This is a genomic window from Faecalibacter sp. (genome assembly GCF_057177045.1).
On the sequence record NZ_CM169987.1, the window covers coordinates 2817885 to 2830202 of the forward strand.

Sequence of the window (12318 nt, forward strand, 5' to 3'; positions counted from 1 at the left end):
TTATTTCTTGATTAATATATACTTATCTGCTAAAGACCCCGTGATTTCTTTTCCTTCTTGATCTAACATCCATAATTTTCCTTCACCCACTTTAAATGAATATACAGTTCCTTTATCTTTTGTATTTAATGTAATTGTACTTCCATCAGCAGACCAAGCAAATTGACCTTTTTCTTCAGATTTCGTATTTTTATTTAAATATTCTTGCGTTAATTTAAAGGTTTCATCTTGGTGCAATTCTACTATGGTATGTATACCTTCGCAATCCGCACAAGGTAAAGTTCCGTGATATGTACCATTCCAATCCAACGAGTTTTTAGAATTATGTTCGTCGACACGTAAACCTGTATCATCGTTAGGAGCTATAGTATCAGAATTTTCTACTTTAATAGTATCTTGATTTCCATCAGTTGTTACAATCGTTTCTGTCTTTTTTTCGCAGCTAATCATTACGAATGTCCCTACTAATAGGGCGATTAATGTTTTTTTCATTGTTGTATAAATTGTTAATAAATAGAAGATTATCAATCCCTATTCCACTTCATAAAAATCAATGTTAAATTTAAAATAGGACATAAACTATAAATTCAATAACATCTAAAAATAAATTGTAAATTAGCTTTTCAGAAAAAGTAACGTATGAGTGTTGAGTTAAGACCAGACGGAAGAGTGAAAAAACCTGAGTGGTTACGTGTAAAATTACCTACAGGAAAAAAGCATAAAGAATTAAGAACTTTAGTTGATAAATATAAATTAAATACAATTTGTCAAAGTGGGAGCTGTCCTAACATGGGAGAATGTTGGGGAGAAGGAACGGCGACCTTTATGATCTTAGGAAATGTTTGTACACGTTCTTGTGGTTTTTGTGGGGTAAAAACAGGTCGTCCAGAGCAAGTGGATTGGGCTGAACCAGAAAAAGTAGCGCGTTCGATTAAATTAATGAAAATTAAACATGCTGTTTTAACATCTGTGGATCGTGACGATTTGAAAGATATGGGGTCAATCATTTGGGCTGAAACCATTCGTGCAGTACGTCGCATCAGTCCAGGTACAACCATGGAAACATTAATTCCAGATTTCCAAGGCATCGAAAAACACATCGACCGTATCATCGAAGCAGGACCGGAAGTTTTATCACATAATATGGAAACGGTTCGTCGTTTAACACGTGAAGTTCGTATCCAAGCGAAATACGATCGTTCGTTAGAAGTTTTACGTTATGCAAAAGAGGCAGGTCAACGTCGTACAAAGACAGGAATTATGCTTGGTTTAGGTGAAACAGAAGATGAGGTTTTCGAAACAATTCAAGATGTAGCGAATGCCAATGTAGATGTGATTACAATTGGTCAATATTTACAACCAACAAAACAACATTTACCGTTAAAAGAATTCATTACGCCAGAACAATTCAAGAAATACGAAGATTTTGCTCGTGGATTAGGATTCCGTCACGTGGAATCAGGACCGTTGGTTCGTTCTTCTTACCATGCAGAAAAACATATTCTATAAAATAGTTTATCTATTATAGTTAAAAGAGTTACAATTTATTGTAGCTCTTTTTTTATTTTTAAAACAAAATCGAAAAAATGAGAATCATATCCGTAAAAGAAGAACCAGGATATAAAGAGAGAATCATTCAATATTTTCAGAAACATTGGACAGGTGCTCCGCCAATTATTTATGAAGATTGCATCTCACATTGTATTACGGCTGAAAATGATTTACCACAATGGTATGTGTTAGCAAATGAGAACGATGAGTTTATCGGTTGTGCTGGTCTAATTACCAATGATTTTATCAGTCGAATGGATTTGTATCCGTGGTTATGTGCCTTATTTATTGAAGAAAAACATCGCGGAAATAATTACGCCAAATTATTAATAGATCAAGCCATTAGAGACACCAAACGATTTGGATTTCATCAACTGAATCTTTGTACCGATCACATCGGGTATTATGAAAAATTTGGATTTAAATATGTAGGACAAGGTTATCATCCGAGGGGAGAAGAGTCAAGAATCTATCAAATAAAATTTTAATAGTAAAAGAGTTACAATTTGTTGTAACTCTTTTTTATTTTTAATAAAATTAATTTAAAAATGAAAAAACTTTTTTATTTACTATTCGTACTTAGTTCTTTTGTACAAGCTCAGGTTTATGAAGTAAAAGTCGAATTACAGCATCATACCAAATATACACCTGAATATATTGAAAAATTTTTTGGAAATATTAAAGATGTAGAAGCAAGAAAATGGAACATCGAACAAAATGAAAATCCTAAACCATTAGATTATTTAATTTATTCATCTGAAAAAGAATATAATTCAATCGAACAAGAGAAAATAGATAACGCTCAAGATACAAAAGGAGGAGTGAAAAAATCTGTAGCAGGTTTACCTTTTGGATTAACATATTCTGATTTTATGTTAAATGAGAATTATCGTGAGGTAGATGTTTATGGTAAAAAGTATATCGTTAAAAATCTTATTGAAAAATTAACTTGGGAATTGACGAATGAAACCAAAGAAATTTTAGGTTATAAAGTTCAGAAAGCGAAATCAAAGTATAAAGCTGGTCAAATGGTTTATGATGTTGAAGCTTGGTTTACAAAAGATATAGATTTTAAATTTATGCCAATTGCAGTACAACCTTTGGATGGTTTTGTTTTAGAAATGAATTTATTTATGGAAATTCCAGAAGTAGGAAGAATGGATAATTTTATTCGTGTGCAAAACATTAAACCCAATGTCAAAAATTACAAATTCAAAAATCCTTTAAAAGCGGATAAAAAATCTAGACTACAAATTATATCGCCACAAGAATTAAGTGATATTTACGACGAAGCCAATCGCAAGCGAAACGAAATGTTTAATCAAGAAAGTTCAATCGACAAAAAATAAATCGAATGCCTTACAACTGAAGACAACCAAACAAGCATCATACAAACACCGAACAACCTCCTTGGTGAACCGATTGAAAGGGCAATATAAAGTAGGGTTAAAGCGTCTTAAGGCAGCATTAACGCGACATAAAGGTAGCATAGAGGCGGCATAGAAGAATGAGGGATTTCAAAAAGCGTTCTATAAAAATATGAAATATTGAAAGAATTTAAAATGATTCAAAAATTTAATAGGTTATATATGAGTTTTCACATGTTTCTAACGATAATAATAATTTGAAAAAGCATTCTATTAAGCTTTTAGAATTGTTTAGAAAATGTTTGGATTTATAATAGCCTCCGATGAAGAAAGTTGTTAATAAAAATTAATTTGAAACGCTTTAAACTTGTTACCTTTAGTGGAGCAAGTTTTTTTAGTTATGAAAACCAAAGCAACCTTAATAACAATTGGAGACGAAATCTTAATCGGGCAAATTGTCGATACCAATTCGGCTTTTATTGCACAACAACTCAACCAAATCGGAATTGAAGTCGAAGAGATTCTTTCGGTCAAAGACGAATTATTCCATATTATCGAAGCATTTCAACGCGGAATAGACCATTCCGATATCATTATCGTCACAGGTGGTTTAGGACCAACAAAAGACGATAAAACAAAAAATGCATTGTGTCAATTTTTGGATTGTGGGTTCGTTCGGGAAGAGAAAGTCTTGGAAAATATTGTGCAACTTTTTGCGGCAAGAGGATATACCAAAGAATTAAATCACTTGAATCAAGACCAAGCGTTAATTCCTGAACAATCAACTTTTATACAGAACCGTTACGGAACAGCACCGTGTTTATGGACCGCTTTTCAAGATAAAATCATCATCAACCTTCCAGGCGTTCCGTTTGAAATGAAAGGGTTGATGCGCGAAGAAATTATGCCAAGATTAAAAGAACAATTCAAGGCCGAAGTAATTGTTCATCGTGATATTTTAGTCAGTGGGATTCCGGAAAGTGATTTGGCAATTTTAGTAGAGGAGTGGGAAAATAAAATTCCAGATTTTATCAGTTTAGCGTATTTACCGAATCGAACATCCATCGATCTACGTTTTACAGCCACTGGAACGGATGAGGAACAATTGAAATTAGCAATTCAGGAACAAATTGAGCTATTCAAACAAATTGCAGGATCATACATCCTTTCTGAAGTTTCGGGTAAACCTGCTAAAATATTAGCCGAAGTATTAAAGTACAGAGGGCTAACCTTATCCACAGCCGAAAGCTGTACAGGAGGAAATTTAGCAACTTTACTCACATCTGTACCCGGAAGTTCCATGTATTATTACGGAACAGTGGTGTCCTATGCCACTGCAGTAAAAACAAATGTATTAGGAGTTGAACCAAAAATCATTCAAGAATATACCGTAGTTTCAGCACAAGTAGCCGAACAAATGGCGAAAGGGGCTTGTAAAGTACTCAATACCGATTTGGCCATTGCCACAACAGGTGTAGCAGGACCTTCAAAAGGCGAAGACGGTAAAGAAGTAGGGACAGTTTGGGTATCGGTGACCAACGGTTCCGCGACATTAAATAAAAAATACTTTTACCCGTACATGGACCGCGAAGATTTGATCAAAACCGTGTCCAATAATGCGTTGAACCTTGCCATTCAATTTGTACGAGAGAATTATTAATTGAACCTCTTCAGCTTGAGTGTTTCATTGTATGGATCAGATAAAAGGAAATGAATCGAGAACTAAGACGAGAATTAAACCGCTTTATATTTTAAAAGTACTGATCAATTCTTCACTTTAAAAAAATCTTAAATCACATAAAGTCTATTTAATTAATAGACTTTATATTTGAGGCAAATTAGTATGAATGTTAAAAAAAATAGTAAATAACACCTTATTTCGATTAGTATTAGGTGTAATTGCCGGTTTAGTCTTAGGAAATTATTTAACAGAAAGTACCATTCAAGTGGTATTGTCCCTTAAATATTTTACAGGACAATTGATTTTCTTCTTAGTACCTTTAATTGTCATTGGATTTATTGTCTCATCAATCACCAAATTAAACCAAGGGTCCGGTAAAATTGTAGGATTCTCGTTATTAATCGCTTATTTATCATCGGTGGGTGCCGGTTTATTTTCAACATTTGCCGGATACCAGATTATTCCGAATCTTTCCATCCCAACTTCTGTAGAAGCTTTAAAAGAAGTCCCGAAAATTTTATTTCAATTGGATATTCCACCTCTATTTTCGGTGATGACCGCATTGGTCATTGCATTGATGTTAGGTATGGGAATTCTAATCACCAAAGCCAAAGAATTAGAAAAGATTTTTGATCAATTCAAAGACATTGTGATTCTATTGGTCAATAAAGTGTTGATTCCAATTCTACCCTTTTTTATCGCCGCAAACTTTGCGATTTTAAGTTATGAAGGTTCCATCGAAAAACAATTGCCCGTTTTCTTAAAAGTCATTTTAATTGTGATTGTGGGGCATTTCATTTGGATGACGCTAATGTATACAATTGCTGGGGTGTACCATAAAACCAATCCCTTCAAATTATTAAAACACTATCCGCCCGTGTATTTAACGGCAGTCGGAACCATGTCTTCAGCAGCAACGTTAGGGGTAGCAGTAAAAGCAGTGGACGATAGTAAAGTCATTAAACCAACGATTGCGAACTTCACAATTCCATTTTTCTCGAACACCCATTTGTGTGGATCGGTGTTAACGGAAGTATTCTTTGTGATGACGGTTTCCCAAGTATTATACGGAACAATTCCCGATGTAGGAACAATGCTAACCTTTGTATTATTATTAGGTATTTTTGCAGTGGGTGCACCAGGTGTTCCAGGGGGAACAGTCGTGGCTTCATTAGGATTAATTTCAAATGTGCTTGGATTTGATGAAGCCGGTGTAGCTTTAATCTTAACGATTTTTGCGTTACAAGATAGTTTTGGTACTGCGTGTAATATTACAACCGATGGTGCATTGAGTATGATTGTGGATCAATATGCGGAAGAAAAAGCTTAACAATATATAAATAGAATAAACGTTACTTTCTTTATATTAATCAAATATATGAAGAAAACTTATTTATATGCTTTACTTTTATCTTCTACGATGAGCTTTGCACAGAGCTCATTTGGAGTAAAAGGTGGAGGTCAAACCACAGGAATTGCAAATGCTAAAATTGGCGATAATCAAAATAGATTTGGATTTTATATAGGAGGCTTTTATAATCTTCAAATGAAGAATGGATTCAGTTTTCAGCCAGAATTAATGTATTCGTATGAACGATTTAATAATGTAAATATTTCTACAGTAGAATATTTTGGAGGAATAGAAAATCCAGAAAATACTCAACCAAGATTTGATGAATATTATAAAACAAATTTAGTGAAGTTACCTCTTCTACTAAAATATCAACCTACAAAATTTTATGTTGAATTAGGACCTCAAATAGCTTATTTAATTTCAATAGAAGGGACGACAGAAGATAGATTGAATGAATTTCCTAAAATAGAAGGCAAGTTAGAAGATATCAATAACTTACAATTTTCATTTGTTTTTGGTGGAGGTTATAATCTGAATAAAAAATTCGATGTAGGGCTTAGAGCAGATTTAGGATTTACAAAATTTAGTGAATATACTTACATTAAAAATTTCAATGTAGGTATTGGAATTAATTACCGTTTAAAATAAACTAAAAAAGCACTTCAATCGAAGTGCTTTTTTAGTGGATATTATCTTCTGCGATCTCTACGATCACCTTTAGTCTTGAAAAATTCTTTCTTTGGACGGAATTTCGTTTTCGAGTTGCTTTGTTTTACTTCAGCATCTGGTTTTTTATGAAACTCTTTAGGCGTTTTAATGACCGTAACATAGGCCTCAATCAATTTCTCGATGTTCATTAAGTCTCCTTTTTCGTCTGCTGCACATAACGAAATGGCTTTTCCTTCGCGACCTGCACGACCTGTACGACCAATACGGTGTACATAGGTTTCGGGTACATTTGGTAATTCATAATTGATCACATAAGGCAATTGGTCAATATCAATTCCACGCGCAGCAATATCTGTCGCAATTAAAACTTTTAATTTTTCCTCTTTGAAATCATTTAACGCGCGTTGACGTGCATTTTGCGATTTATCCCCGTGGATAGCAGCCGATGGAATTCCAGCTTTTTCCAAATGACGAACCAATCGATTAGCCCCATGTTTTGTACGCGTAAAGATTAAAGTACGTTCTTCGGGATGATCGTTTAAGATACTCACCAATAATTTAACCTTCATATCCTTGTCCACATGGTAAACAAATTGTTCCACCGTTTCAGCTGTCGAAGAAACTGGCGTTACGCTTACTTCTTTTGGACGACGTAAAACAGAATGAGAGAATTTACGAATGGATTTAGGCATCGTTGCCGAGAAGAATAACGATTGTCTTTCTTTCGGGATGATTTCTAAAATCTTTTTGATTTCGTGTACAAATCCCATATCCAACATACGATCGGCTTCATCTAAAACAAAAATCTCAATTTGATTGATTTTTAAATGTCCTTGTCCAATCAAATCCAATAAACGACCTGGTGTAGCAATTAAGATATCTACCCCGTTTTTAATCGCTCCAATTTGTGGATTTTGATTCACCCCACCAAAAATAGCAAGGTGTTTTAGAGGTAAGTTTTTTCCGTATAATTTAAAGCTGTCATTAATCTGAATCGCTAACTCACGTGTCGGCGTCAAAATTAATGTTCTTACTTTTTTTCCTTTGCTTGGAGTATTCGTTAAGTTTTGTAGAATGGGAATCGCAAATGATGCTGTTTTTCCAGTTCCCGTTTGTGCGCAACCTATAATGTCATTGCCTTCTAAAACCAAAGGAATAGACTGCTCCTGAATTTCTGTAGGTTCTGTATAACCTGCATCTTCAATGGCACTTAGGATAGGTGCGATAATATTTAATTCTGTAAATTTCATTTTATTGATTTGTGCTAATGCCTCAACGGACATTAATTTTTAAAGATTTAATCAATAAAAAATTTAGTAAAAGTAAAATAATTGTGTCCAAGGCAATGAACAAAGGGAATTTTCGCAACAAACTAAATTGCTATTGATTATAAAAAAGAGGGAAAGCACTCCTCGATGAAGTGCTTTATCTCAATATGTAGATTGAATTAATCTTTCAATTCTTTTGCATTTCGATCAATTGGTTCATCAGGCTCTGAAGCGTGAACTGAATTAATCGAATAATTTCTCCATCTTTCGATAATATCGACCATATCTGCTGGTAATGGCGACTCAAAAGACATTCTTTCCCCTGTCGTTGGATGATCAAATCCAAGGGTACGGGCGTGTAAAGCTTGACGTGGACAAGCAGCAAAACAGTTATCCACAAATTGTTTGTATTTGTTGAAGGTTGTTCCTTTTAAAATACGATCTCCTCCGTAGCGGGCATCGTTAAATAACGGATGACCTAAATGTTTAAAGTGGGCACGAATTTGATGCGTACGTCCGGTTTCTAATTTACATTCTACTAAAGTTACATAAGAGAAATTCTCAATCACTTTGTAGTGTGTCACCGCATGTTTCCCTTGCTCTCCATCAGGGAATACAGCCATTTGCATACGGTCTTTTAAGTGACGACCAATGTGTCCTGTAATTGTACCATGATCTTCTGCTAAAACACCCCAAACAATCGCGTTGTATAAACGATCTGTTGTGTGGTTGGCGAATTGCTCAGCTAAAGAAGTCATCGCTACTTCAGTCTTTGCAATTACCAATAATCCAGAAGTATCTTTATCGATACGGTGAACTAATCCTGGACGTTCCATCTGATCCGACATCGATGGTAAATTGTCAAAATGGAATTTTAAGGCATTCACTAAAGTTCCTCTGTAATTTCCATGTCCTGGGTGAACCACCATCCCAGGTGCTTTATCGATAACTACAACTTGATCATCTTCGTAAACGATATTTAATGGAATATCTTCTGCTAAAACTTCGTTCTCACGGGGAGGAGTTTCTAACATAATCTGAATAAAATCCCCAGGCTTTACTTTATAGTTTGATTTTACGGGTTCATTATTCACTAAGATGTTCCCGTTCTCAGCAGCTTGCTGAATTTTATTTCGTGTCGCATTCTCAATTCTTACCATTAAGAACTTGTCTATACGCAATAACGATTGACCTTTGTCAACCGTTATTGAGAAATGCTCGTATAATTTATTGTTGTCTTCTTCTAAGAAGTCTTCAAAATCTTCAGTCATTTATTCTTTCTTATTCAATAATAATCTCTTCTTCAACTACAGTCGGTGCACTAGGCGCAGCTGGTGTAGTTTGAATTTGCTCTTCCTGTTTAGGTTGAGGATTATTTTTATTTAACATATCTAAGTAGCGCGATCCTTGGATAGTATCTTCATCAAATTTCTTGTATTGAAGATCTAATTCTTTGATACGATCTTTTAACTCAGCCATTGTTTTGTTGGATAACCAAATGTCAATTGGTTGTCCTTGATCATAAGCATCTCCACTGAATGGGAATTGATAAACAATTCGTGCTCCAATAGTATCTCTACTTTCCCCTAAGAATTTGATTTGTCCCACTTCGAAGAAGTTATCTTTAATCATTTTCTTTGCATCAGTTAAGTTTAATCCGACTAAGTGAGGGGTACGAACTCCAGTTAACATTCCACGACCTAAAACTAAATCAACCACTGCAAAGCGAGGTAAAATATCTCCAGGTTTTAAAACTTTACCATTGTAGATAATTTTAAGGACAGCATCTTTAGCAATATCTGGTTCATAAATAATATTCCCCACTTTCAATCCTGAAATATCCAATTGGGTTAAAGCCAATCGTTTAGACTTTCCAATTAAATCAGGTAATTCTACCGGACGATGTGTTTTAGGATTTGCTTTTATAAAAATTCGTCGTCCTTCTTTTACTTTAGCGCTTAATGAAGGGTAATAATCCATTACGGCATAAGGTTTTACAGTAGGATCGAAACGAACAGAATCGACTTCATACGTAAGCCCCAAATCATCTAAAATTTGAGTAGCTTGTTGGATATTCATATTCGATAAATCAGGTACTTCCACGTATTCATTGTGGTTGGTGTAACTTGATAACCAAATATTAAATACAAAATGATACAGTCCGTAAGAGAGTGCAACGATAATAATTGCGTTAAGCACAACTTTTAGAATTGATTTCGCTGAATTCATTGATCTTATTAATAACGTACAAATATAGTTTAAAAATAATATTAATGATTATTATCAAAGTTCTATATTTGAATAAATTTAATTTCTAATCATGTTAAAAGTAGCAGTAGTCGCAGGAGGTTATTCAGATGAGAGCGTTATCTCACTGAAAAGTTGCGAATTAATCTACGCAAGTTTAAATGCTGAAAAGTACGAAAGAACGCGTGTTCGTATTTTAAAAGAAGGTTGGTATGCTGAGATTGAGGGGGTAAAATATCCCATTCAGAAAGAAGATTTCAGCTTTATGAAAAATGGTGAAAAATATACTTTCGACGTTGTCTTTAATACCATTCATGGGACTCCAGGTGAAGATGGATATTTACAAGCCTATTTCGAATTGATTGGTTTACCTTATACAGGATGTCCATTTTATCAATCGGCCTTAACATTTAACAAAAAGGACTGTATTGCTGCCTTAAGTAAATATGGAATTCCTCATGCTAAATCCGTTTATATTCAAAAAGACGGTGATTATTCTGTAGAAGAGATTATTCAGACAGTTGGTCTTCCATGTTTTGTGAAACCAAATCGTTCGGGATCGTCTTTAGGCATTTCACGTGTGAATGTTGCTGAAGATTTTGAAGCAGCATTAGTTAAAGCTTTTGCAGAGGATAAAGAAGTGCTAATCGAATCGTTCTTAGATGGAATTGAGGTGTCTGTAGGGGTGTTGAATTACCAAGGAGCGATTAAAGTGGTTGGAATTACAGAAATTGTTTCTGAAAATGAATTCTTTGATTATGAAGCCAAATACGAAGGGAAATCTCAAGAAATAACACCTGCACGTATTCCAGAAGAAGTTACGAAAAGAGTAGAAGAGGTCGCTAAAAAAGCTTATTCATCTTTAAATATGACTGGTTTCTCTCGTTCGGAATATATTATTGTTGATGGAGAACCGCATTTTATAGAAATGAATACATTACCAGGTTTCTCTCCAGCGAGTATCTTTCCCCAACAAGCCGCTTATTCTAAAATTGAATTATCCGATTTGATGGATAGTGAAATTGAATTGGCATTAAACAGAAAATCACCATGGCAAGAATAGCAGTATTTCCAGGGTCTTTTGATCCCATTACCATTGGACATATCGATATTATTGAACGAGCAGTTCCGCTATTCGATAAAATTATCGTTGCCATTGGAACCAATTCTTCAAAGAACTATATGTTCTCACTAGAGCAACGCAAGGAATTTATTGCACAATCGGTGGCCAAATATGAAAACGTTGAGGTTGATGTCTATGAAGGATTAACGGTAGATTACTGTCGTGAAAAAAATGCTAGATTTATTTTAAGAGGTTTAAGAAATCCTGCTGACTTCGAATTTGAGAAAGCAATTGCACATACCAATCGTGCCATTACCAATCATGATATCGAAACGATATTTTTGTTAACATCTTCAGGAAAAGCATATATTTCCTCAAGTATTGTACGTGATGTAATGCGCAATGGAGGAAACTATACGATTTTAGTTCCTGATGTTGTTCGATACGAACCTTAATACAATAAGGGAATAATCATAAAAAAGGTTGAATGTACATTCAACCTTTTTTTTATTATAAATCTAAACTCAATTGATCGGGTAATAATCGAAAACTTAAACGATGATGTGGCGTCGTTCCATATTGAGCAATAGCTTCTCGGTGAGCTTTTGTAGGATAGGCTTTATTTTTCTTCCATTGGTATTCCGGAAATTCTAAATCCAATTGCTCCATGATTTCATCCCGATACGTCTTTGCTAAAATCGATGCGGCAGCAATGTTCATGTATTTTCCATCACCTTTTACAATACACTCATGAGGAATATCTTGGTATTTGTTAAATCGGTTTCCATCTACGACAATTAAATCAATTGGGGTTTGTAACTGATCGATGGCGCGATGCATGGCAAGAAAGCTTGCATTCAAAATATTGATCTCATCAATTTCTTGAGGTGAAACAATTCCAACGGCCCAAGCCAAGGCATTTTCTTCAATATATTGTCTTAATTCCTTTCGATTTTTTTCGGATAACTTTTTAGAATCGTTGATGATACTGTTTTTAAAAGCTGAATCTAATATTACTGCAGCTGCAACAACTGGACCTGCTAAACATCCTCTTCCTGCTTCATCACACCCTACTTCGTATTGAAGATTTGTTAAAGATTTATCCATTTATCAAATTT

At 34.5% G+C, this 12318-nt stretch carries 13 protein-coding genes; 8 read left to right on the forward strand and 5 right to left on the reverse strand.

Features of this window, described 5'->3' with window-relative positions:
* Positions 1-492, reverse strand: coding sequence for a copper resistance protein NlpE (locus AC1QSP_RS13145; RefSeq protein WP_484079071.1), 492 nt, complete (start codon positions 490-492; stop codon positions 1-3).
* A 147-nt stretch (positions 493-639) separates the two neighbouring features.
* Between AC1QSP_RS13145 and lipA the strand changes: the two genes are divergently transcribed.
* The 6 genes from lipA to AC1QSP_RS13175 all read left to right on the forward strand — a co-directional run bounded on the left by lipA (position 640) and on the right by AC1QSP_RS13175 (position 6601).
* Positions 640-1509 (forward strand): lipoyl synthase, encoded by an 870-nt coding sequence (gene lipA, locus AC1QSP_RS13150; RefSeq protein ID WP_484079072.1) that lies wholly within the window; start codon positions 640-642, stop codon positions 1507-1509.
* A gap of 77 nt (positions 1510-1586) precedes the next feature.
* Positions 1587-2039, forward strand: a complete 453-nt coding sequence (locus AC1QSP_RS13155) for a GNAT family N-acetyltransferase (protein WP_484079073.1) — start codon at positions 1587-1589, stop codon at positions 2037-2039.
* 60 nt (positions 2040-2099) lie between these two features.
* The gene (locus AC1QSP_RS13160; protein ID WP_484079074.1) at positions 2100-2900 is read left to right on the forward strand and encodes a GLPGLI family protein; all 801 of its coding nucleotides are present in this window, start codon (positions 2100-2102) and stop codon (positions 2898-2900) included.
* 418 nt (positions 2901-3318) lie between these two features.
* The gene (locus tag AC1QSP_RS13165) at positions 3319-4578 is read left to right on the forward strand and encodes a CinA family nicotinamide mononucleotide deamidase-related protein (protein WP_484079075.1); all 1260 of its coding nucleotides are present in this window, start codon (positions 3319-3321) and stop codon (positions 4576-4578) included.
* 187 nt (positions 4579-4765) lie between these two features.
* Positions 4766-5929, forward strand: a complete 1164-nt coding sequence (locus AC1QSP_RS13170; protein ID WP_484079076.1) for a dicarboxylate/amino acid:cation symporter — start codon at positions 4766-4768, stop codon at positions 5927-5929.
* 48 nt (positions 5930-5977) lie between these two features.
* Positions 5978-6601, forward strand: a complete 624-nt coding sequence (locus AC1QSP_RS13175) for a porin family protein (RefSeq protein ID WP_484079077.1) — start codon at positions 5978-5980, stop codon at positions 6599-6601.
* 41 nt (positions 6602-6642) lie between these two features.
* On the opposite strand, the gene AC1QSP_RS13180 is transcribed toward AC1QSP_RS13175, so the two are convergent.
* From AC1QSP_RS13180 to AC1QSP_RS13190, 3 genes are all read right to left on the reverse strand, one after another.
* Positions 6643-7872 carry a DEAD/DEAH box helicase gene (locus tag AC1QSP_RS13180; RefSeq protein ID WP_484079078.1) on the reverse strand — a complete coding sequence of 410 codons (1230 nt, stop codon included), beginning with the start codon at positions 7870-7872 and terminating at the stop codon, positions 6643-6645.
* Positions 7873-8069: 197 nt separating this feature from the next.
* Complete coding sequence (locus tag AC1QSP_RS13185) at positions 8070-9161, reverse strand: RluA family pseudouridine synthase (RefSeq protein ID WP_484079079.1); 1092 nt, start codon at positions 9159-9161, stop codon at positions 8070-8072.
* Between the two features lie 10 nt (positions 9162-9171).
* A complete protein-coding gene (locus tag AC1QSP_RS13190) occupies positions 9172-10119 on the reverse strand; it encodes a PASTA domain-containing protein (RefSeq protein ID WP_484079080.1) in 948 nt (315 codons plus the stop codon).
* Positions 10120-10210: 91 nt separating this feature from the next.
* Here AC1QSP_RS13190 and AC1QSP_RS13195 point away from each other — a divergent pair, with 91 nt between their 5' ends.
* Positions 10211-11200 (forward strand): D-alanine--D-alanine ligase, encoded by a 990-nt coding sequence (locus tag AC1QSP_RS13195; protein ID WP_484079081.1) that lies wholly within the window; start codon positions 10211-10213, stop codon positions 11198-11200.
* Positions 11188-11655, forward strand: coding sequence for a pantetheine-phosphate adenylyltransferase (gene coaD / locus AC1QSP_RS13200; RefSeq protein WP_484079082.1), 468 nt, complete (start codon positions 11188-11190; stop codon positions 11653-11655). The genes AC1QSP_RS13195 and coaD overlap by 13 nt, the downstream gene beginning before the upstream one ends.
* Before the next feature lie 55 nt (positions 11656-11710).
* Here the strand turns inward: coaD and AC1QSP_RS13205 are convergent, their stop codons facing one another.
* The gene (locus AC1QSP_RS13205) at positions 11711-12307 is read right to left on the reverse strand and encodes a ribonuclease HII (protein ID WP_484079083.1); all 597 of its coding nucleotides are present in this window, start codon (positions 12305-12307) and stop codon (positions 11711-11713) included.
* Between the last annotated feature and the right edge of the window lie 11 nt (positions 12308-12318).